The sequence below is a fragment of the Proteus sp. FME41 genome (assembly GCF_014897315.1).
In the GTDB taxonomy this organism is placed as follows: domain Bacteria; phylum Pseudomonadota; class Gammaproteobacteria; order Enterobacterales; family Enterobacteriaceae; genus Proteus.
In genome coordinates this window covers 62,872-86,074 of sequence record NZ_JABUYL010000008.1, presented here as the reverse complement: position 1 = coordinate 86,074, position 23,203 = coordinate 62,872, and the positions used below count along the sequence as shown (strand labels likewise).

20 protein-coding genes are annotated in these 23,203 nt (G+C 39.3%); 8 read left to right on the top strand and 12 right to left on the bottom strand.

What is annotated here, in order from left to right:
* Positions 1-41 precede the first annotated feature (41 nt).
* The 3 genes from dtd (at position 42) to rluF (ending at position 2,588) form a co-directional block, all read left to right on the top strand.
* Positions 42-479 carry a D-aminoacyl-tRNA deacylase gene (dtd, locus tag INT04_RS09315; protein WP_193015856.1) on the top strand — a complete coding sequence of 146 codons (438 nt, stop codon included), beginning with the start codon at positions 42-44 and terminating at the stop codon, positions 477-479.
* A gap of 36 nt (positions 480-515) precedes the next feature.
* Entirely contained in the window at positions 516-1,430 is a 915-nt protein-coding gene (gene fabY, locus INT04_RS09310; protein ID WP_193015855.1) for a fatty acid biosynthesis protein FabY, read from the top strand.
* 276 nt (positions 1,431-1,706) lie between these two features.
* The gene (gene rluF / locus INT04_RS09305) at positions 1,707-2,588 is read left to right on the top strand and encodes a 23S rRNA pseudouridine(2604) synthase RluF (protein WP_193015854.1); all 882 of its coding nucleotides are present in this window, start codon (positions 1,707-1,709) and stop codon (positions 2,586-2,588) included.
* A gap of 92 nt (positions 2,589-2,680) precedes the next feature.
* On the opposite strand, the gene INT04_RS09300 is transcribed toward rluF, so the two are convergent.
* The 4 genes from INT04_RS09300 to INT04_RS09285 all read right to left on the bottom strand — a co-directional run bounded on the left by INT04_RS09300 (position 2,681) and on the right by INT04_RS09285 (position 6,863).
* Positions 2,681-2,920 (bottom strand): hypothetical protein, encoded by a 240-nt coding sequence (locus tag INT04_RS09300; protein WP_193015853.1) that lies wholly within the window; start codon positions 2,918-2,920, stop codon positions 2,681-2,683.
* 87 nt (positions 2,921-3,007) lie between these two features.
* Complete coding sequence (locus INT04_RS09295; RefSeq protein WP_193015852.1) at positions 3,008-4,684, bottom strand: AsmA family protein; 1,677 nt, start codon at positions 4,682-4,684, stop codon at positions 3,008-3,010.
* A gap of 97 nt (positions 4,685-4,781) precedes the next feature.
* The gene (locus tag INT04_RS09290; protein ID WP_193015851.1) at positions 4,782-5,312 is read right to left on the bottom strand and encodes a hypothetical protein; all 531 of its coding nucleotides are present in this window, start codon (positions 5,310-5,312) and stop codon (positions 4,782-4,784) included.
* Positions 5,313-5,471: 159 nt separating this feature from the next.
* Positions 5,472-6,863 carry a uracil-xanthine permease family protein gene (locus INT04_RS09285; protein WP_193015850.1) on the bottom strand — a complete coding sequence of 464 codons (1,392 nt, stop codon included), beginning with the start codon at positions 6,861-6,863 and terminating at the stop codon, positions 5,472-5,474.
* A gap of 241 nt (positions 6,864-7,104) precedes the next feature.
* Between INT04_RS09285 and gltS the strand changes: the two genes are divergently transcribed.
* Positions 7,105-8,319 (top strand): sodium/glutamate symporter, encoded by a 1,215-nt coding sequence (gene gltS, locus INT04_RS09280; protein WP_193015849.1) that lies wholly within the window; start codon positions 7,105-7,107, stop codon positions 8,317-8,319.
* A gap of 150 nt (positions 8,320-8,469) precedes the next feature.
* Here the strand turns inward: gltS and recG are convergent, their stop codons facing one another.
* The 6 genes from recG to INT04_RS09250 all read right to left on the bottom strand — a co-directional run bounded on the left by recG (position 8,470) and on the right by INT04_RS09250 (position 15,318).
* Positions 8,470-10,557: an ATP-dependent DNA helicase RecG gene (gene recG, locus INT04_RS09275; RefSeq protein ID WP_193015848.1), complete on the bottom strand. Its 2,088-nt coding sequence runs from the start codon at positions 10,555-10,557 to the stop codon at positions 8,470-8,472.
* Positions 10,558-10,561: 4 nt separating this feature from the next.
* The gene (gene trmH, locus INT04_RS09270; RefSeq protein ID WP_193015847.1) at positions 10,562-11,284 is read right to left on the bottom strand and encodes a tRNA (guanosine(18)-2'-O)-methyltransferase TrmH; all 723 of its coding nucleotides are present in this window, start codon (positions 11,282-11,284) and stop codon (positions 10,562-10,564) included.
* A 2-nt stretch (positions 11,285-11,286) separates the two neighbouring features.
* On the bottom strand, positions 11,287-13,413 hold the full coding sequence (spoT, locus tag INT04_RS09265; protein WP_193015846.1) for a bifunctional GTP diphosphokinase/guanosine-3',5'-bis pyrophosphate 3'-pyrophosphohydrolase: 2,127 nt from the start codon (positions 13,411-13,413) through the stop codon (positions 11,287-11,289).
* A gap of 29 nt (positions 13,414-13,442) precedes the next feature.
* The gene (gene rpoZ, locus INT04_RS09260; protein ID WP_006534607.1) at positions 13,443-13,718 is read right to left on the bottom strand and encodes a DNA-directed RNA polymerase subunit omega; all 276 of its coding nucleotides are present in this window, start codon (positions 13,716-13,718) and stop codon (positions 13,443-13,445) included.
* 54 nt (positions 13,719-13,772) lie between these two features.
* Complete coding sequence (gene gmk / locus INT04_RS09255) at positions 13,773-14,396, bottom strand: guanylate kinase (protein WP_193015845.1); 624 nt, start codon at positions 14,394-14,396, stop codon at positions 13,773-13,775.
* Positions 14,397-14,700: 304 nt separating this feature from the next.
* Positions 14,701-15,318 (bottom strand): trimeric intracellular cation channel family protein, encoded by a 618-nt coding sequence (locus tag INT04_RS09250; RefSeq protein WP_193015844.1) that lies wholly within the window; start codon positions 15,316-15,318, stop codon positions 14,701-14,703.
* A gap of 136 nt (positions 15,319-15,454) precedes the next feature.
* Between INT04_RS09250 and INT04_RS09245 the strand changes: the two genes are divergently transcribed.
* A complete protein-coding gene (locus INT04_RS09245) occupies positions 15,455-16,741 on the top strand; it encodes a DUF3748 domain-containing protein (protein WP_193015843.1) in 1,287 nt (428 codons plus the stop codon).
* A 485-nt stretch (positions 16,742-17,226) separates the two neighbouring features.
* Positions 17,227-17,652: a hypothetical protein gene (locus INT04_RS09240; RefSeq protein WP_193015842.1), complete on the top strand. Its 426-nt coding sequence runs from the start codon at positions 17,227-17,229 to the stop codon at positions 17,650-17,652.
* Positions 17,653-17,767: 115 nt separating this feature from the next.
* Here the strand turns inward: INT04_RS09240 and glyS are convergent, their stop codons facing one another.
* Entirely contained in the window at positions 17,768-19,840 is a 2,073-nt protein-coding gene (gene glyS, locus INT04_RS09235) for a glycine--tRNA ligase subunit beta (RefSeq protein WP_193015841.1), read from the bottom strand.
* Between the two features lie 9 nt (positions 19,841-19,849).
* On the bottom strand, positions 19,850-20,755 hold the full coding sequence (glyQ, locus tag INT04_RS09230; protein WP_004246832.1) for a glycine--tRNA ligase subunit alpha: 906 nt from the start codon (positions 20,753-20,755) through the stop codon (positions 19,850-19,852).
* Between the two features lie 236 nt (positions 20,756-20,991).
* On the opposite strand from glyQ, the gene INT04_RS09225 reads away from it, so the two are divergent.
* Positions 20,992-21,573, top strand: a complete 582-nt coding sequence (locus INT04_RS09225) for a DNA-3-methyladenine glycosylase I (protein ID WP_193015840.1) — start codon at positions 20,992-20,994, stop codon at positions 21,571-21,573.
* A 173-nt stretch (positions 21,574-21,746) separates the two neighbouring features.
* On the top strand, positions 21,747-23,009 hold the full coding sequence (locus INT04_RS09220) for a valine--pyruvate transaminase (RefSeq protein WP_193015839.1): 1,263 nt from the start codon (positions 21,747-21,749) through the stop codon (positions 23,007-23,009).
* Positions 23,010-23,203: the final 194 nt, after the last annotated feature.

Genomic DNA, 23,203 nt, shown 5'->3' with positions numbered 1-23,203 from the left:
GAATTTGTTATCCTTTTTTATTGGTTTATTACGGAGAGAGTATGATTGCATTAATTCAACGAGTGACACAGGCAAGAGTGGATATTGCGGGTGAAACAGTCGGTGCTATTAATCAAGGATTATTAGTTTTATTAGGCGTAGAGAAAGACGACAACGAACAGAAAGCCAAAAGACTGTGTGAGAAAGTCTGTGGTTATCGGATATTCAGTGATGAAAACGACAAAATGAATCTGAATGTGCAGCAGGCAGGTGGCAGTTTATTAGTCGTATCTCAATTTACGCTTGCGGCTGAAACACAAAAAGGCATGCGCCCTGGATTTTCTAATGGTGCTCCCCCAGAGTTAGCGAAAACCCTTTATCACTACTTTATTGAACAATGTCAGCAACAAGGCTTAGAAACACAAACTGGCCAATTTGCTGCTGATATGCAAATCACACTAACCAATGACGGGCCTGTCACATTCTGGTTGCAGGTGTAACGTTACATTCGCAGTGATGTTAAGAGGAGCTCAGATATGTACCATTTACGGACCCCAAAAACAGAGGCGGAATTTAATGCTTATTATGCTTTTCGCTGGGAAATGCTTCGTAAACCCTTACATCAACCTGAAGGCTCTGAAAAAGACGGTTATGACACTCTTGCTCATCATCAAATGGTTGTTGATGAAAATGGACAACCTGTCGCGATTGGGCGTTTATATATAAATGCTGATAATGAAGGTGCTATTCGCTTTATGGCAGTGCGGACTGACGCACAAGGCAAAGGTTTAGGAACACTCGTTGCGATGGCGCTAGAGTCGCTTGCTCGCCAAGAAGGGATAAAGCGAATAGTGTGTAGTGCAAGAGAAGAGTCAGTTAACTTTTTTGAGACACTGGGTTATGAAAATTGTGGATTAGTAACAGGCCCACAAACAACACCCATTAAGCACTACTTTATGAAAAAAAGTATTGAGTCATTAGATGACATTCTTCATCGACCAGATTGGTGTGCTGAATTACAAAATCAATGGCATCAACATATTCCGTTAAGTGAAAAAATGGGATTACGCATTACCCAATATACGGGAACGCGTTTTTATACCACTATTCCTGAAGCGGGAAATCAAAATCCTCATCACACTATTTTTGCAGGTAGCCAATTTTCACTTGCCACTTTAACTGGCTGGGGATTGATTTGGTTATTAATGCAAGAGCATAAGTTACAAGGTGATATTGTGCTGGTGGATGCTCATATTCGTTATCGAAAGCCTGTATCAGGGCGTCCCGCGGCAATTGCTGATATGGAAAATTTAAGCGGTGATTTAGGACGATTGGCGAAGGGTAGCAAAGCGCGTATTAAATTAGATGTTGATATTTGTGGTGATGAAGGAGTTGGTGCTGTTTTTAGTGGCACTTATATTGTTCTACCTTCACAAAACAAACAATGTTAGATGATTGAAGTTAATTGATTGAGTTTTATTTGTTTTGTAGACGTTCTTGTTCTTTTTTTACGTTAACGTGTCGGGATAATCAATCAATACTCTAACTATTTCAAAATGCAGCTAGGTGAGAAGTCAATGAATCGCTAGGAGCATACAAAAGTCTGTAACTAGTGTGAGTGAGCGAAGCCAATAACGTAGCAATTTGAAGTATGACGAGTAATGCCATCTTATAGTGTTTCTATCGCTATCCAATTGATGTATATTTCGCAATTTACGGAGGGAAGCATGGACACCAATTTATCTACTCGTCTTAATAAATATATCAGTGAAAGCGGGATCTGCTCACGTCGTGAAGCCGACCGTTATATCGAGCAAGGACTTGTCCTTATTAATGGCAAACGTGCAAGTATTGGCGACCAAGTATGTGCTGGTGATGAAGTTAAGGTCAATGGTCGATTGATTGAAGCGGAGGATAACTCAGAGCTTGTTTTAATCGCACTGAATAAGCCTGTGGGGATTGTGAGCACCACAGATGATGGCGAAAAAGATAATATTGTTGACTATGTTAACCACAGCACCCGAGTTTTCCCTATTGGGCGTTTAGATAAAGACTCTCAAGGGCTGATTTTTCTGACCAATCACGGTGATTTAGTCAATAAAATCTTACGTGCTGGTAATGACCACGAAAAAGAGTACCTCGTGACAGTGAATAAACCAATGACAGATGAGTTTATTCAGGGAATGGGGGCGGGTGTTCCTATCATGGGGCAAAAAACCAAAAAATGTAAGGTGAAAAAAGAAGCACCAATGGTGTTTCGTATTACCTTGGTTCAAGGTTTGAACCGCCAAATTCGCCGTATGTGTGAATATTTTGGTTATGAAGTGACTAAGTTAGAACGTGTTCGTATTATGAATGTGAGCTTGTCAGGGCTACCTGTTGGTGAATGGCGTGATTTAACCGATGATGAGCTTATCCCGTTGTTTGACGCAATTGAAAAATCGACCTCTGAAGCACCACCAAAAGCTAAGCAAAACAAACCTAAAAAACAAGTCAGTAGTCATGCAAAAGCACTGGGTATTCATATTCCTAAAACAAAAACTAAAGAAACAGAAAATAATTCTCGTAAGCGTTTTGAACAACCTGGGCGCAAAAAGAAAAAACGTTAATTTCCCTTTGATTAATGCGATAAAAACAAAAAAACACCTGAAAGGGTGTTTTTTTATGGTTTCTATTTAAGATCATTATTGCATTAATTAACTTAGTCTAAATTTAGCTCATCTAACTTGTTTTGGCGACGTTCAAGTACAATCGCAGCAAGTTCGGCATCCATAACGCGTTCAATTAAGGCATTATAGTCTTCTTTAGAAAGGCAATAGAACAACGGAGCTTTGTTGTCATCACACACAGCGAGTGTGCTGTTATCTTCAAGTGCAGTTAAAGGAGACTGTTGAAACGTATTTAAAGATATTTTTTCAGGGGAAAAATCTTCGTCAGACATGAAAACTCCACAATAAAGAAAAAGGCAATAGCGCATTGTAACGTTTTTTATTAAGGGAGCAATCCGTGCTCCTGCGAAAGATCAATATTATAGGTGATTAATTATCTCGCCATTTTGTATGACTGAATTAAGAATTGGCTGCTCACCTTGACCTCCATTTAATGTGCCATTAAGTGTTGATGCTATTGGGTTTGCACGTAAATCACCTTTTAGTTTTAGTGTAAATTGGCCAACTTCATCCGAATAGGTTGTTTTTAAACCCAGCGTATAAGGTGTTGATAATGGGATATTCAGGCCATTAGCAATAAGGGAAAATTGACGTTGTTGGTTAGATTGCACTAAACCTGCGGAGCCTCGTATTATACCATCACCAATAAATGCAGAATATTGCTCAACAATCGCGTTATCTTGTTGAGTGCTGATATTGAGATCAGGACGGCGTAACTCAATACGGTTTAAGGTACCACTATCTGCACTTAATACCGCAGAGCCCTGCCAAAAACCCCACTCTCCTTCTTTTGCTATAATTACATTTTGCAGTTTTCCTGTTAATCCGGTGAATTGGAAAGGATATTCGGGAGTAATATCAATCAGAATAGATTGATTTATGGATAACTGTTCTATAGTAATATTTTTAATATCGCTATTATGATCAATAGGTTTGGCTAAAAAAGAGAGCCAATTTTCAGGTAACGTATATAAAAGACCCGATAGTGTAGCGTCTTGGACAGTGAGTGTTTTATTGTTTTTATTCCAATTGCCTACAATTTTAATTAAACCTTTTTCATAGCGTAAGCTGAGATTATCAAGATTGAGTTGATTGTTTTGTTGATTCAGTTTTGCGATAACGTCGGTGAAATGCTCATCTTGGATCACAACATCATTCGTATTGAGTTCACCCATTGTGAATGAAAGTCCGCTATCCCAGTTAAGCTGAGAGAATTGTCCATCAAAACCACTGACTGCCCAATGCTTTCCTTCTGCGGTAAAATCAACAATATTGAGTGCTCTTACTTTTATACGTGGATATTGAGAGAGCGATTGCATTAATTCACTAAAGGTTTGTGATGATTGCCAGCGTAAACCATTCATATAGACATCATCAAATGTCCATTGATTATCTTGATATTGCCCGCTTAAGGAGAGTGAGCCATTAAGTAGGCGAGTCCCTAATTTTTCTATTTGGATACGTTTTGGTTGATATTGTCCAGAAATAATAAAGTTACTGAATTCATTATTATTTATCATGCCGCTAGCAATAGAAAATTGGAAATGGCCCGCTCCAATCAAGTCGGTTGATGTCGGGAGCCATGGTGTAATTCCTCCCGTTACTTTTTTGGCATCAAAAGACAAATGAGCTTTATTACTGTTGAGTGCCATATTTTTGAATTGCAGAATATCTGCACTTAACGGTATTGATGGATTTTTATCAGTGAACTCAATATTGCCATTTTCTAATGTTATTTTTTGTAGGTGAGAAGGAGCAGTAAAAAATTGCCAATTAAATCGGATTTGGGCTGATTTTGCCGATACAGTGGCTTTATCTTGTTTTGGGTTGACAGAGAGATCATGAACAATAACTTGCTCAGGTTGCATAAGGTCGTGTTCAATACCAGAGAAACGAATATCATAATCCGTATATTGTGTAAGCCACTCGCTGGTTTTTTGTGCACCCCACTGCGTCTGAATAAAAGCGTAAATTATAATAATAAATAAAATAACGATAAGTATCAGAGATACCAAACTTTTCATCAGCCAACGCATACCTTTTCTCCCGTTTTACACTCCTTCGAAACATTATACAGTTATGCCTGAAAACTGAGCGATGCTCAAGCGTTCATCTGGCAAATCAAAGGGATGTTTACTTATTAATGATATCAGATATTTTGGATATCATATTCTGAGTATTCGATAATTGCTTTAAGTGATTGTTTGTTTCTTCTAGTATTTCTATAACAGATTGAGAATATATCATTTCTTGAGAATTTAATTTTTCTCGTTTTAACTTATTGGCATAATTAATTAATTGAGAAATCAATTCATTAGGTTCAATATTTCCTGATCGATATACATCGTGGAGATTAGGTGTAATGTAAGATTGATTCTGTAAATAATAAAATGAATATTGAAGAGCATCTACTGTGTGCTTATTAAGATGTGGGTTAACTAGAAACGTACCTAAATCTTTTTTAATATGCTCTAAATTGAATTCAGCAACAGACTTATTCCCCAAATAAGTAAACTTATGATCACTATTAAATAATGAAAGAAGGGAATCTTTGAGATAAGTAAAAAATTGTCCAATAGTTTGTATATGAAAATCTTTAGTCGATGGGTGATTTTTTAAGTATTCGAGAGCAGGGTTCTTAATTGGGATCACTGAGGTGGTCATTTTATTATCCTTTGATTTTCGGTATTGAGATAAAGATTTACCGCAACTCAAAGGACAATGCTTTTATAAAAACATCCTTGATTTAAATATCAAAATAAAGCGCTAATTCTTAATAAAAAGAAATAGCGCCATGTCTTTTTTTATAGAATGATTTTCCAATTATTTTTCTGGTGGAAAAATCAGATTTAAAATAATTGCCGTTAATCCACCCGCTGCAATACCCGATGAAAGTAAGGTTTTTAGCCAGTCAGGGGCAAATTGTAAAATTTGTGGTTGTTGTGAGACCCCTAAGCCTACAGCAAGTGAAATTGCAAGGATCATAATCGCTCGGCGATTTAATGCTTCTTTAGAAACAATACGTACACCCGATGCGGCTATGGTGCCAAACATGACTAAAGTAGCGCCCCCTAATACAGGCTCAGGAATTCTTTGCACAAATTCCGCAACGAAAGGAAATAAACCCAGAACAACGAGCATGCCTGCAACAACATAGCCCACGTAACGACTCGCCACACCCGTTAGTTGAATAACCCCATTATTCTGACCAAAACAAGAATTCGGAAAAGTATTGAAAAATGCCGATACCATGGAGTTAATCCCATTAGCTAATACACCGCCTTTAATTCGCTTCATATAAAGGGGACCACTAACGGGTTGCTCTGAAACATCAGACGTTGCGGTGATATCACCAATAGTTTCTAGTGAGGTGATCATAAATACCAGCATTAGTGGAACAAGCAAATGCCAATCAAATGACAATCCATAATAAAAAGGTTCTGGGATCGTTATTAATGGGGTTTCTGGATGCGCTACGGGAGTAGGAAGCATATCGAGAACCCAAGCAAGGCCATAACCTACCGCCATTGCTATGACCAACGAGGCAACACGTAAATAAGGGTTCTTTTGTCGATTAAGTAAAATAATAACGATAAGAACAGAGCCTGCTAATAACAGATTCTGTGGTGAGCCAAAGGTATTATTTTCAATCGCCGCATAGCCACCACCAATAGAGGTTAATCCTACTTGGATTAAAGAAAGCCCGATAATCATTACAACTACGCCTGAAACTAACGGTGTAATAATACGTCTAGCTAAGTGAAGTACGCGTGACAGTGCAATTTCTGTTAATGAGGCGACCATTAATGTACCAAAAAGTGCTGCCATCATTGTCGGAATATCAGCGCCCCCATTTTTGAGTGCCAGTCCTCCCATTATTAGCGGTGCAACAAAGTTAAAGCTAGTGCCTTGAATTGATAATAATCCTGAACCAATTGGTCCCCAAGCACGAATTTGGATGAGAGAAGCAATTCCTGAAGCAAATAATGACATGCTGATAATACGTTGAGTATCGTGTGCGGGTAATCCTAATGCTTGGCAAATTAAGATTGCAGGCGTAATAACGGCTACAAACATGGCTAAGAGATGCTGACAAGCAGCAAAAAGCGTTTGTGCTAATGGCGGTTTTTCTTCTAAAGCAAAAAGAAGTTCGCTATTTGTTTTAATCGTAGCATCACTATTTTGAGGCAAATTTTGATTTTTTGAAGTAACCATGGTGTGAATTTCTTATTCGACAAAAACGGTATTTTAATGATCTACGCCACAAAAGCAATCGTTTGCGCAAAAATGATGTTATCAAAATGCATAAGAGGTGCTCACATTTTTATATGTTTTAACTTGTGTTTGTCTCCGTTTTTTTTTCTAATCGGGGATACCTGCTTTTGGCGTTGTTTATGGATGAACTTAGCGTCGTAGTATTTTTATATAAAATTAACAAATAAGACGGGGTACATAAATGTATCATCTCGATGTTTATGGCACGCTAGTTGCGGCCACTTTGGTTCTATTGATCGGACGTAAGTTAGTGAAATCTGTTCCTTTTTTAGAACGGTATACGATCCCAGAACCTGTTGCAGGTGGGCTACTTGTTGCAGTTCTTTTATTGGCATTTAAATCTTTTATGGATTGGGAAGTCAGTTTTGATCTCTCACTGAAAGATCCATTAATGCTGGCCTTCTTTGCAACAATCGGTTTAAACGCAAACCTTGCGAGTTTGAAAGCGGGAGGGAAAGCACTTTTTATTTTTATCTTTGTCGTTGTTGGGTTGTTATTAGTACAAAACACGGTTGGTATTGCACTTGCAAAAATGTTAGGCCTTGATCCATTAATGGGATTACTTGCAGGTTCAATTACATTATCAGGTGGTCATGGTACGGGGGCTGCTTGGGGTAAAACGTTCGTTGAAAGTTATGGTTTCATGAGTGCCTCTGAAGTGGCAATGGCTTGTGCAACTTTTGGTTTAGTTTTAGGGGGGTTGATTGGTGGCCCCGTTGCACGTTATCTAATCAAAAATATTCCAACGCCGGGATTAGGCTCTGATGACCATGAAATGCCAACTGCATTTGAAAAACCAACGACAGGCAGAATGATCACCTCAATGGTTTTATTAGAAACTATTGCAATGATTTCTATCTGTTTAATGGCAGGAACGTTTCTTTCTCAATTATTAGAAGGCACGGCATTTTCACTACCAACCTTTGTGTGTGTCTTATTTATTGGTGTTATTTTAAGTAATAGCCTTTCTATGCTTGGTTTCTATCGTGTTTTTGATAGAGCGGTTTCAGTATTAGGAAACGTCAGTTTATCGTTATTCTTAGCAATGGCATTAATGAGCCTGAAATTATGGGAGCTTGCTTCGCTGGCGATCCCAATGCTGGTTATTCTTGGTATCCAAGCGGGTGTAATGGCGTTGTACGCTATTTTTGTGACATTCCGTGTGATGGGTAAGAACTACGATGCAGCGATTTTAGCTGCGGGTCACTGCGGTTTTGGTTTAGGAGCAACACCAACGGCGATTGCTAATATGCAAGCCGTCACAGATCGTTTTGGGCCTTCTCACTTAGCGTTCTTAGTCGTACCAATGGTAGGGGCATTCTTTATTGATATTGTGAATGCGATAGTGATCAAACTGTATCTGCTGCTGCCATTCTTTACGCCTATAGCGGGATAGTTTTACTGTTATAACTTGAGAAATATCTCTGTATTAAATCGCACCCCAACGTTGGTTTTCAGCATTGGGGTGTTTTTTTATGGTGTGTTCTATTTCAATATCATACTAAATCGCGTTTAACGGCATGCTAAGGCTATGCAAAAAGTGATCTTACGCTTGGCTATATTGTGTCTTGGCAGGTAGCCAGCGTTCGATTAAGGCTTGCGAGTGCTTAGGGTAGTGTTGATGTAAGTAACGCCCAATACGTTGTACTTCAGGAATGAGTCCTTGGTCGCGTAATAAATCAGCGACTTTAAATTGTGCATTACCCGTTTGCTTAGTCCCTAAAAGTTCACCTGGGCCTCGAATTTCAAGATCCTTTTGGGCAATAACAAAGCCATCATTACTGTCTCTTAATACCTGTAATCGTAAACGGGCTGTCTGGGTTAGTGGTGTTTTATAAAGTAAGACACAATGAGAAGCGATAGCACCTCGACCAACACGACCACGTAATTGATGTAACTGTGCAAGGCCTAATCTTTCAGGGTTATCAATTATCATCAAGCTGGCATTAGGCACATCAACGCCAACCTCAATAACCGTTGTCGCAACCAGTAGATGTAATTCGTTTTCTTTAAACGCGGCCATAACGGCTTGTTTCTCTGCGGGTTTCATTCGACCATGCACAAGGCCGACTTTAATTTCTGGGAGTGAAAGGGTGAGTTCATCATAGATAACTTGAGCCGCTTGTGCTTCGAGTACCTCGGAATCTTCAATTAATGTACAGACCCAATAAGCTTGTCGATGCTCTTCAGTACAGGCAAGTCTGATACGCTCAATAATATCATTACGACGAGTATCGGGGATGGCAACAGTGGTTACTGGTGTTCGGCCTGGTGGCAATTCATCGATAATAGAGGTATCCATATCCGCATAAGCTGTCATCGCTAACGTACGTGGGATAGGGGTTGCGGTCATCACCAGTTGATGTGGGTGAAAGCCTTGTTCTTCACCTTTTTTCCACAATGCGAGGCGTTGATGTACACCAAAACGGTGTTGTTCATCAATGATCACTAAAGCAAGTGCGCGGAATTTAACTTGTTCTTGGAAAATAGCATGTGTTCCAATAATGATGGAAACGTCACCACTTGCAATCGCATTTTGTTGTGTTTCTCGTGCTTTTCCTTTTTGTTTTCCTGCTAGCCAACCCACTTGGATACCAAAAGGTTCAAACCATTTTCTAAAGGTTAATGCATGTTGCTCTGCCAATAATTCAGTGGGCGCCATTAAGGCCACTTGTTTACCATTAGCAATCGCGCGTAATGCACTTAACGCAGCCACTAACGTTTTACCTGATCCGACATCGCCTTGAATAAGGCGCATCATGGGGTATTCTTTTTCTAAATCGTTTTCGATTTCGTTGACGACACGTTGCTGAGCATGTGTTGGTGTAAAGGGAAGTGCAGCCAGAAATTGCTGTTGTAATGTTGAGGTTGTTGGCATAAAGAGTGGTTCTGCACGATAAGATTGTGCACCCGCTCTTGCATTGAGCATCCCTAAATTATGTGCCAGTAACTCTTCAAGAATAAGCCTTTTTTGTGCTGGATGTTGCCCTTTTTCAAGTTCAGCAAAAATGATATCAGGTGGTGGATTATGCAAAGTACGTAATGCAGTAGCTAGTGGGGGTAAACCGTGAATAAATTGTTCGGGTAATAATTCACTAATCGCGCAGGTATCAAGTAATTCTAATGCTTGATCGATCAATTTACGCAACGAGGTTTGGCGTAAACCTTCAGTTGTTGAATAAATCGGTGTCAATGTTTCTTGCAATTTAACGTCAGAGCCCGCCACTTTGATTTTATATTCAGGATGGATAATTTCGGGGCCTCGACTTCCGCGTTTTACCTCACCATAGGCAGTGACTTGCTTACCTTGAGCGAGGTTGTTTTTCATTGCGGCAGTAAAATTAAAAAAGCGGAGAGTTAAAATACCTGAGCCATCAGAAATTTGGCAGGTCATCATTTTACGGCGACCAAAGCTGACTTCGGTTCTTAAAATTTCACCTGAAACAGTGGCTGGAATTCCGGGAAGGAGATCACTAATAGCATATAAATGCGTTTGATCTTCATAACGTAAAGGAAGGTGGAGTAATAAATCCTCAATAGTCACAAGCCCTATTTTTGCCAGCTTATCTGCCTGACTTGCACCTACGCCGTGAAGAGTGGTTAAGGGGATTGCATCAAGCAGTTTTCCTTTCATGGGATCAATACTCCGTCTTTTTTAATTTCCTAAGTTGTTTTTGCGTCATTTGCATTTCAGCCCACCATGAGTCAGGGGCTTCAATTTCACCCTGATTATTAATATAAGGGCGAGGCAGTCCTTTTCGACGAGAAACTTCAGCAAGCACTGGGTATCCACCTTCAAATAGCAGAATTTGTTGTTCTTCCGCAGTTAAAGTGCTTTCTGTTCGATTATACATACCTGCAGCCTGACGTTGGCGCTGTGCTTCATATAAAATTAATGCGCTGGCAACAGAAACATTCAGCGATTGAACCATGCCCATCATAGGGACAATAATATCTTGATCTGCAAGGGCTATCGCATCTTGTGAGATACCTGTTTTTTCTTGCCCCATAATAATACAAGTTGGACGTGTATAATCAATTTCGCGGAAATCAACGGCTTTATCTGAGAGATGGGTCGCAAGAACTTGCATACCTTGAGTGCGAAAGGCTGTCACTGCGTCGGTGATAGTCGGGTGTGTTTCTACATTTACCCAGCTATTACTCCCAGCAGCAGGTGACACCAGCATTCGCATTTTTTCTTCAGGCCAAATCGCATGAATTTTAGGAATGCCAACAGCGTCAGCTGTTCTTATGACGGCAGCAACGTTATGGGATTTATGCACTTCTTCGAGGCAAACAGTGAGGTCTGGTTGCCGCATCGCCATCATTTGGCAGATGCGGGCATATCGAATTAAATTCATGACTAGTTTTTATTGCGGCTAACGCGCAGGACGTCTGGCATGATGCGAAGTTTACGCATGATATTGGCTAACTGAATTCTGTCTTTCGCGGTTAAGCGAATGAAAGCACAATAAACACGACCATCTTTCTCTTCTGTATTCATACTTTGAATACTTGAGTTTGCATCATTAATTGCTGCGGTTAAGTTTGCTAATGCACCTTGGTGGTTAATCATATCGACCTTGATTTCAGTAATGAAATCACTGTTGACCTCTTTGTCCCACTCGACAGGCATAAATTTTTCGGGCTCTTTTTGATAACCCCTAATATTACGACAAGACTCGTGGTGAATAACTAAGCCTTTTCCTGGGCTAATATGTGCCACGATAGGATCACCTGGAATAGGCCGGCAACATTTTGCAAATGAGACTAAAACACCATCCGCACCTTTTATTGGCAATTTAGGCGCTTCATTATTGGTTGTTTCTGTTTGTGCATTATCATCTTGATTTTGGTTATCAATCAATAGATTACGTGCAACAACAACGCTCATCGTGTTACCTAAACCAATCTCAGCCATTAAGTCATCAATGGAATGAAGCTTCATACGCTTCAATTCGCGCTCAATATTTTCCGCTGAAATATCGGCAATTTTGTGTTCACCTAATGCATGATTCAGTAAACGACGACCTAAATTAATAGAGTCTTCTCGTTTTAAGTTTTTTAGAAGTTGTCGAATCTTGGAACGTGCTCTTGAGCTGACAACAAAGTTTAGCCACGCGGCATTTGGTCTTGCACCCGGTGCCGTGATAATTTCAACGGTTTGCCCAGTGCGTAATGATTGTGAAAGGGGATAAGGTTGTCTATCAACTCTTGCACCCACACAAGCATGACCGATATCAGTGTGTACTGCGTAAGCAAAATCGACAGGGGTTGCACCTGTTGGTAATTCAACAATACGACCTTCTGGCGTGAAAACGTAGATTTCATCAGGAAAGAGATCTGATTTTACGTTTTCGATAAATTCAAATGAGCTACCTGCGCTTTGTTGCAATTCAAGTAAACTTTGCATCCAGCGTTGTGCTCTAACTTGTGCCGTTGTGCCCGGTTGTTCACCTTGCTCTTTATAAGCCCAATGTGCTGCAACCCCCATTTCTGCCATTTGGTCCATATCTTCGGTACGAATTTGCACTTCAACCGGCACTCCATGAGGGCCAATAAGTGAGGTATGAAGAGATTGATAGCCGTTGGCTTTTGGGATAGCAATATAGTCTTTAACACGACCGGGACGCGGTTTATAAAGACTGTGCATTTGACCTAATACGCGATAACAGGTATCGACTTCTTTCACGATAACGCGAAAGGCATAAATATCCATAATCGAGTGAAAACGTTGCTCTTTTAGCAACATTTTACGATAAATAGAGTAGAGATGTTTTTCGCGACCGTTAACTTTGCATTCGATATGGGCTTCTGTCAGGCGACCTTCAATTTCAGAGAGGATTTTATTAATCATCTCTTTACGGTTACCTCGAGCTGCTTTAACGACTTCTTTTATAACACGGTAGCGATTAGGATGTAGCGCCTCGAAACCCAGCTCTTCAAGCTCTGTTTTGATATGATGTATACCTAAACGGTGGGCGAGAGGGCTATAGATTTCGAGTGTTTCACGCGCAATACGGCGACGTTTATCTGGGCGTAATGACCCCAGTGTGCGCATATTGTGAGTTCGGTCTGCCAGCTTGATTAAAATGACGCGGATATCTTTCACCATCGCCATAATCATCTTACGAAAGTTTTCAGCCTGAGCCTCTTTTTTGTCCCTAAACTTCAATTTATCCAGTTTAGAAACGCCTTCAACAAGGTCGGCAACCGTACTACCAAAAAGGTTTTCGATATCTTGAAAGGTTGCAGGTGTATCTTCGATAACATCATGCAACAATGCCGCCATTAGCGTTTGATGGTCTAATCGCATATCTGCGAGAATACATGCAACCGCAACAGGGTGAGTAATATAAGGCTCACCACTTGAACGAGTTTGTCCCTCGTGGGCATTTCGAGCGACGATAAAGGCTTTTTTAAGTTGTTCAACTTGCTCCGATGGCAAGTATTTTTGAACGATTTGATTCAGGCTTTCAAACAGGTACAAGGCAGACCTACCCCTATTTTATTAAACGATTAACGACGACCTTCCGCAATCGCTGAAACAGCCTGTAATTCTGCTGCTTCTTGCTCTTGCTGCTCTTGACGTTCACGAGCATCAAGAATTTTACCGTTAATCAGGCCTTCTTCGATTTCGCGTAGCGCGACAACAGTCATTTTATCATTTTCTTCTGGAACTAAAGGATCTTTAGCACCAACTTGTAACTGACGCGCACGACGTGCAGCGACCAGAACGAGGTCAAAACGGTTACCAATTTTTTCTACAGCGTCTTGAACGGTTACGCGTGCCATATTTGTGTTACTCCACCATTAACGAAATGACTGGGCATAATACTGAAAGTTATCTCAGTCTGCCAATAATTTGCTGATTAAATCACCATGTCGTAGCGTTTGACGATCAAGGCGTAATTTTTCTGAACGAATAATTGATTGTAAATCAGCAAGCGCGGTATTGAAATCATCATTAATCAGCAAATAATCGTACTCATTAAAATGATCCATTTCCGATACAGCTTGCGACATACGTTTTGTAATCACGTCTTCGCTATCTTGCCCACGTCCACGAAGTCGGCGGTAAAGCTCTTCTTTTGACGGTGGCAGAATAAAAATACTGCGTGCTTCAGGCATCGCTTTACGCACTTGCTGTGCGCCTTGCCAGTCAATATCTAAAAAGACATCAACACCACTGGCTAAAATTTCTTTGATAACTTTTCCGGATGTTCCGTAATAGTTACCAAAAACACAAGCATGTTCAAGGAAATCCCCGCTTTCTATCATGCTTTTAAATTCTTCTTCAGTGACAAAGAAGTAATGTTCACCATGGCTCTCTCCCGGTCGCATAGGGCGAGTGGTATGAGAGACGGAAACCTGAGTGTCATATAAAGGCTGTGTTTTTAACAGCGCTTGAATAAGACTTGATTTACCCGCACCGCTTGGAGCGGAAACAATATAAAGAGTTCCTTGGATCATGATGACTTTCTGAATTTGACTGGAGAATTAAGTATAAATACATGTTTAGGGAGCAAATCCCCCATATAGTATACACATACAATGAATGACATACAGTGCCCATATTTAATACAGGGCCATTTTTTTCTTATTATATTCTCTTTTTTAAGTGAGAAATAAGAGAAAAATTAAACTATATCAATCTTAACATACAATTAAAGGCTCAGTGATAGGAATTGCCTTTTATCACGATAGCGAAAAGAGATTATATTTTGAGATGCCCCACAGAATCAAAAATAACCGCTGTCGTTAAAACAGCGATTCGTTAATCTTGATTTTCGTAATTAAAGACAGGTAAGCCTAATTTATAACGAATTGCGAGAAGACGGGCGGTTAACCCTGCAACGAGGGTAATAATAATAATGACGTCTCTTGGCAACGGTGTATAAAACAGTAATCCCATATAAAGCCATGCAGCACCAAAGGCGATACCGGCATAAATTTCTTTTTGGAAAACAAGAGGGATGGTATTACAGAGCATATCTCTTAAAACGCCCCCAAAAGCACCCGTAATCACAGCAGCAATGGCGGCAATAATAGGACCATAGTCCATATCGAGTGCGATTTGTGCGCCAATAATAGAGAAAACCATCAGGCCGATAGCATCTAAGATGAGGAAGAGCCGCTGTAAATGTTTCATCATGGGAGCAACCCACATAGTGATAACAGCAGCACAGGCAACCGTGATGATATATTCAGGGTGTTTTACCCAACCTAAAGGGTAGTGGCCAAGTAAAATGTCTCTGACAGAGCCACCACCAATGGCGGTTGCAGAGGCGATAATAATGACGCCAAAAACATCCATTTTACGACGACCAGCAGCAAGCGCACCCGTCATGGCTTCTGCAGTAATACCAATAATATAGAGAACACTAAGTAACATGATTTTCTAATTTTCTGACTATTTAGTGAGGATAGAATAATGACCTTGCGAAAAAGTCTCGACTGAAATTTTTTAGTGCCAGGTAAAATCAATTAGTTTTTATAATGTGGAAATTTATTTCCCGATAAGGATAAATATGTCTTTTCAGGAACACCAGATTACGTGTGATAGCCGTCATCATCAGTTAACTAATATAAATGTTTGGACACCAGATAGCCAGTGGTTAGTCTATGACGTACGTCCCAATGGAGGATCTTTTACAGGTCTAACCATAGAAAAAATTCATGCGAAAACAAAACAGCAACAGATAATTTACACGGCAACACAAGGGGCGCATGTTGGTGTTGCCACGGTATGCCCAACAGAGCCTGTACGTTATGCTTTTATCCATGGACCTGAAAATCCGGACGATGAATGGCATTATGATTTTCATCACCGCCGCGGTGTGATTGTGGATGAATCAAAGCAAAATTGTGCTTTTAATATTGATGCATGCTCACTGACATCGCCTTATCAAGCGGGTGCTTTGCGTGGCGGTACGCATGTTCATGTATTTAGCCCTGATGGCTCACGATTAAGTTTTACTTATAATGACCATATTATGCATGAGTTGGGTAGCGATTATGATCAACGCAATGTGGCGGTTGCCGCACCACTAAAAGCAGTAAATGTCGATAAAAAACATCCTCGTGAATATGACGGTGAATATTTTTGCACTGTAATAAGCCAAACTGTTGCTCATCCACAAAAGGGAAGTGACGAAATTAATAAAGCTTATGAAGAGTGTTGGGTGGGTACTCAGGGTTATACAAAGGCTGATGGTTCACAACAACGTTGGGCTATTGCATTTATCGGCGATACTGTGAGTGAAAATGGCGATAAAGTTGCTGATATTTTCTTAGTGGATTTACCTGATGATAATCAAGCTTTCAGTATTGAAGGTGATAAACCACTGGCAGGAACCGATACAACAATGCCCGCGGTGGCTAAAGGTATTCATCAAGTTCGCCTAACAAATACAGCCAATAGAAAATATGCAGGTGTTTTAAATCAGCCTCGTCACTGGTTAAGAAGTTCTCCACAAGGTGATGCGATTGCTTTCTTAATGAAAGATGATAACGGTATTGTGCAGTTATATACCGTATCGCCAAGTACGAAAGAGATAAAACAAGTCACCTCTCAGAATTGGGATATTCAGTCAGCCTTTACGTGGAATAGTAACGGACAATATCTCACCTTTATTTGTGATAACAGCGTGATGCTATGTAATGTGAAAACGGGTGAACTAACACGTTTAACAGAAAAAACAGCACAGGCACCAAGTGGTGATGCTGTCGTGTTCTCTCCGAATGACCAATATATTGCATTTATGCGTGATATTGATGGTTATCGCCAGATATTTACAGTAGAAACTGGGTTGTAGTTTTTTAATGTAAAGGGTATCAAGATAATATTGATACCTTTTTTCTAAATCTAATTAAAATTAATTGGATTTGAATACATAAATTTTTAATTAATTTAGCTAATTTTATTTTTTTATTTTTAGATTATAATTTTGGCTTTTAACTTTATAGATAGAAATATTAAATGGAAATAAACTTATGCTGGTGGAATATTGGCATATCACCACCAATAAAGAAAACTAAAAAAGAAAATAATGAAACAATTAAATTAGCTAAAGACTATATAATATAGGTACTTATTATTATAAGTCTGCACCCTCTAATCGATGGCATGTTTTTGATCAAATAATATTTTCTTCCTCATTTTTATACGGGGCAGATGATTGTTTTAAATTAGATGTTGATAAGCTTGATTTTCATAAAATTTCAAAAGATGATAACGAGTGTTTAGATAAAGTTTTTTTTGAAAAATTTAATCACTATCCAATATTTTGTGGGATTTTACATGAACGATGAAAATGAAATTTTTAATAGAATAAAAGCCTCTTTGGATAGAGCTTCTTCAGTTCTAGATATAAAGAATAAAATAGAAGAAGAGATATATAGAGTAGTAAAAAAACTGGAAGATTTTACTCATAATCAAATTGAAATTTTGATAAAAGAAAATCACTTTGAAAATAGAAATTTTCAAAGTGATAATAGTTTGGTTTGTATAAGTAAAACAAAATTAAATTTTAATTACGGATTCATATTATTTGGCTATAACATTGATGATGTAAGTGGGTTTCCTGTTGAAATAGAAACCGAACAAGAAGTATTCAATGCAAATGATTTCAAAGAATTATCTAATATTATTGCAAATATTATAGATAAAGCATCTATTAAAATAATGGAATTGACATATAAAAATATAGAAGAATTGCCTTTTTAATTTATATTGAATTAGCGATAAAAACAATATATATCCCCCTGCTTAGCCGGGAGGATATATAAAAAAACCGGCATTGCTTTCACAATGCCGGTTGATGTTTTCTAAGGTTTACAACTTATTGTAAAACAGAAATATCCGCGACTTTTAAGAACAGTTCACGCAATTGGCTTAACATAGTTAAACGGTTGATACGAACCGCTTCGTCTTCATCCATTACCATGACTTTATCAAAGAAGTTATTGACCACATCACGTAATGAAGCGAGTTCAACTAAGGCTTCTTGGTATTTGCGCTCTGCAAATAAGGGAGCCAACTTATCTTGTAATACAGAAAGATTAGCCGCTAATTGAACTTCTTCTGGTGCTTTTAAGACAGACGCTAAGACAGTGTCATTCAGTTTTACATTAGCAGATTTTGCTAAGATATTAGAAACACGTTTATTCGCTTCTGCTAATGCCGCGGCTTCTTCTAATGTACGGAAATAAGTTACCGCTTTAACGCGAGCATTGAAGTCAGCTGGTTGTGTTGGGCGGCGAGCTAATACAGCTTGAATAGTATCAATGCTGTAACCCAATTCTTGATACCAAGAACGGAAACGACCTAACATAAACTCAACCACATCACTGACGACATTTTTATTCGTCAGTTTTTCATCGTAAAGGCGAACCGCTTCTTGCGTTAATTCTTCAATATCTAACGGTAAATCTTGCTCAACGATAATACGTAAAACACCCAATGATGCACGACGTAGAGCAAATGGGTCTTTATCCCCTTTAGGATGTTGACCAATACCGAAAATACCCGCAAGGGTATCCATCTTCTCTGCAATAGCGAGGGCGCTAGCAACAGGATTAGACGGTAATTCATCACCCGCGAAACGAGGCTGATATTGTTCTTTCAATGCAACTGCGACTTCTTCGGCTTCACCATCATGACGCGCATAATGCATACCCATAACACCTTGGGTATCTGTGAATTCGAATACCATATTGGTCATTAAGTCACATTTTGACAGTAAACCAGCACGGGTTGCTTTATTAACATCTGCACCCATTTTGCCTGCAATAAAGCCAGCTAATGCTTGAATACGGTCTGTTTTATCACGCAGTGTGCCTAAATCTTTCTGGAATAATACGGTTTCAAGGCGTGGTAAGTTATCTTCTAAACGTTGTTTACGATCGGTTTTGAAGAAGAACTCGGCATCTGCTAAACGAGGGCGTACCACTTTTTCGTTACCGCTAATGATCTGTTGAGGATCAGAAGATTCGATATTGGTGACGAAAATAAAGTTTGGTAACAAGGCGCCTTGTTTATCATAAACAGGAAAATATTTTTGGTCGCCTTTCATGGTATAAACCAGTGCTTCAGCAGGAACTGCAAGGAATTTTTCCTCAAATTTTGCTGTTAACACAACGGGCCATTCAACCAATGAAGCGACTTCTTCGACTAAGCTATCGCTTAAATCTGCAACACCGCCAAGTTTTTCAGCCGCAAGGCGGGCATCATGAAGAATAATCGATTTACGGGTTTCGTAATCAGCGATAACTTTTCCGCGCTCATAGAGAATTTCAGGGTATTGATCCGCATTATCAATAGTAAATTCAGCTTCACCCATAAAACGGTGACCACGAATAATACGATCGCTTTGAATACCTAAAATTTCACCGTCAATAACGGTATCACCTAATAATAAGGTGATGGTATGAACAGGGCGCACAAAGTGAGTGTCTTTATCGCCCCAGCGCATTAATTTTGGAATTGGTAATTTTGATAATGCTGTGCTTACCATGCCAATCAGTAACTGGTTAACTGCTTCACCTTTTACTTCTGCACGATAAAATAACCATTCGCCTTTATCTGTTGATAAGCGCTCTGCTTGGTCAACCGTAATGCCACACCCTCTTGCCCAGCCTTCGGCTGCTTTAGTTGGTTTACCGTCAGCGTCAAATGCTTGAGCAATAGCAGGGCCACGTTTTTCAACGGTTCTATCTGCTTGAGATTTTGCCATATTCGCCACTTTAATGGCTAAACGGCGGGGTGCTGCAAACCAAGATACATCACCATGAGTGATATTAGCGTTATCCAGTTCAGCAGTGAAATTACCAGCAAAAGATTCGGCTAAAGAACGAAGCGCTTTCGGCGGTAATTCTTCGGTGCCGATTTCCACGAGGAAAGTCTCAGTTGTCATGATAGCCTCTTACTTTTTACACATAGGGAAACCAAGGGCCTCACGAGAAGCATAATATGCTTCAGCAACCGCTTTGGTTAAAGTACGGATACGTAAAATATAACGTTGACGCTCTGTCACCGAAATTGCTTTACGGGCATCCAATAAGTTAAAGGTGTGTCCTGCTTTTAAAATACGTTCATAAGCAGGTAAAGGCAGAGGTTTTTCTAACTCTAACAACTCACGAGCTTCTTTCTCATATTGCTCAAAGCAAGAGAATAAGAAGTCTACATCAGCATATTCAAAGTTATACGTTGATTGCTCAACTTCATTTTGATGATAGATATCGCCGTAGGTAGTTTTCCCTAATGGGCCATCACACCAAACTAAATCATAAACACTATCTACGCCTTGAATATACATGGCAAGACGTTCTAAGCCGTAAGTGATTTCACCTGTAACCGGTTTGCACTCTAATCCACCCACTTGTTGGAAGTAGGTAAATTGCGTAACTTCCATGCCGTTGAGCCAAACTTCCCAGCCTAAGCCCCAAGCACCCAGTGTTGGGTTTTCCCAGTTATCTTCTACAAAACGAATATCGTGGATAGTTGGGTCTAAACCTAACTCTCTTAATGAGCCAAGATACAGTTCTTGAATGTTATCAGGTGATGGTTTAATGATAACTTGGAATTGGTAATAGTGCTGTAAACGGTTAGGGTTTTCACCGTAACGTCCGTCAGTTGGGCGACGTGAAGGTTGTACATAAGCCGCAGCAATAGGCTCTGGCCCTAATGCTCGTAAACAGGTCATTGGGTGTGATGTGCCTGCACCCACTTCCATATCTAATGGTTGGACAATGGTACAGCCCTGGCGAGCCCAGTAATCCTGTAGTGTCAGGATAAGACCTTGAAAGGTTTTGGTATCAAACTTTTGCATGTTATATCCGCATGGCGATACATAGAATAAAAAGAAAGGTTTCAGTATACCTTCTAGACGGAAGATATACAGCAAGGAATGCGGGCAATTTTTCCTCGATCAAAAAAATAATCCTTTAATTGACTTTATGACTATGCTCAAAGAATTAGATTGAATTTTTTTCATCTATTTACATGTATATTTATACAGTATATAAGTGATGCTATTGACAGTGATTGATAACAAGGAATGAAAGAATGAGTAAACAACGTTGCGATTGGGTAACCCATGATCCTGAATATTTGGCATATCACGACGATGAATGGGGAAAACCTGAGCAAGATAAATACAAGCTTTTTGAAATGATTTGTCTTGAAGGTCAACAAGCTGGGCTATCTTGGTACACCGTCCTCAAAAAAAGAGAAGGTTTTCGTCGCTGTTTTTTTCATTTTTCACCTGAAAAAATTGCCAAAATGACTGAAAAAGATGTTGAAGCTTTACTGCAAGATCCTGCCATTATTCGTCACCGAGGCAAAATTAATGCCATTATTCATAATGCGCGGGTTTTTCTTGCAATGGAAAAAGAGGGCGAGGATTTTAGTCAGTTTATTTGGCAATTCGTTGATGGAAAACCGATTATTAATCAGTGGAGTGAGATTTCTCAAGTCCCTGCATCAACAGAAATTTCAGATAAAATGGCCAAGGCATTAAAGAAAAAAGGTTTTAAATTTGTAGGCACAACGACCTGTTATGCTTTTATGCAAGCTGTTGGTATGGTTAATGACCATATTCTCTCTTGTTTTTGTCGTCAATTGGAGCATGAAAACACTAATAAATAATAAAATCGGAGTTAATTTATTTTTAATTTAGGATGTTATTGATTTTATATTTCAATATTAAACGTTGTATTAATATTACCATTTTATCATTTCTGTTTTAACTGTTGATGCAGGCTAATGCACGCGGTATGGTATTTCTTAACGAGAAAACAACATAGAAGATACCTGCAAAGATGACTCAACAATTATCACAATTTGGGCAAAAATTTGCTCGGCATTCGGGCATTGCTCGCTTAATGCAAGATTTAAATGACGGAATACGCACACCTGGTGCTGTGATGTTAGGCGGCGGTAATCCAGCACATATTCCTGAAATGGATCACTATTTTCGTCAATTACTAAAAGAAATGACAGAAAATGGTACATTAAGTGATGCAGTGTGTAATTATGATGGTCCTCAAGGCAAAGATGCCATGCTGCAAGCGCTGGCAGTATGCTTAAAAGAAAAATTAGGCTGGGATATTTCAGCAAAAAACATTGTATTAACTAATGGTAGTCAAAGTGCTTTTTTCTATTTGTTCAATTTATTAGGTGGCACAACCGAAGAAGGGAAAAAACGTAAAATTCTTTTTCCTATAGCCCCTGAATATATTGGTTATACCGATTCTGGACTAGAAGAAGATCTGTTTGTTGCAAATAAGCCAACCATAGAAATGTTGCCTAATGGACAATTTAAATATCATGTAGATTTTGCTCACCTGAAAATTGGGGACGATATTGGTGCAATTTGTGTTTCAAGGCCAACAAATCCAACGGGCAATGTCATCACAGATGATGAAGTTGAAAAGCTAGAGGCTTTGGCTAAACAACATAATATTCCTCTCATTATTGATAATGCTTACGGTGTTCCATTTCCAGGCATTATTTTTTCTCAAGCAACTCCTCGTTGGAATGAGAACACAATCCTTTGTATGAGCCTGTCTAAACTGGGTTTACCTGGGGCTCGTTGTGGAATTATTATCGCCAGTGAAGAACTGATTTCAGCTATTACAAACGTTAATGGCATTATTAGTCTTGCGCCTGGTGGTATTGGGCCCGCTATGGCATTAGAAATGATAAAGCGTGATGATTTAATGCGATTATCCCAAGAGGTAATAGGGCCGTTCTATCATCAACGAGTACTTGAAACGATTGATATCATTCGCCGTTATCTGCCTGAAGAACGTTGCCTTATTCATAAACCTGAAGGTGCTATCTTCCTGTGGCTTTGGTTTAAAGACCTGCCCGTTTCGTGTGAAGAACTTTATCGTCGTTTGAAAAAACGCGGAGTTTTAATGGTGCCAGGGCATTATTTTTTCCCAGGATTAGAAGATTCATGGGATCATGCTCACCAATGTATGCGGATGAATTATGTGCCTGAACCTGAGTTAATCGAGAAAGGAATAAAAATTCTGGCTGAAGAAATCGAGAATATCTATCAGCCAGTGAATATCTAATAAAAATGCCCCTTCAGCGAGAAGAAGGGGCAAAGACAATAACGAGGACTTTTGAGCATAAGTTTGACGGAAAGAAATTGATTACTAAATATTTAGCAATCCGTCTCAATCTAAATTTCTTAGCACGAGAGCTATTAAAACAGATATTTATAAAATCTATGGCTTAAATAAGAGCCATTCATGACCTTAATTAT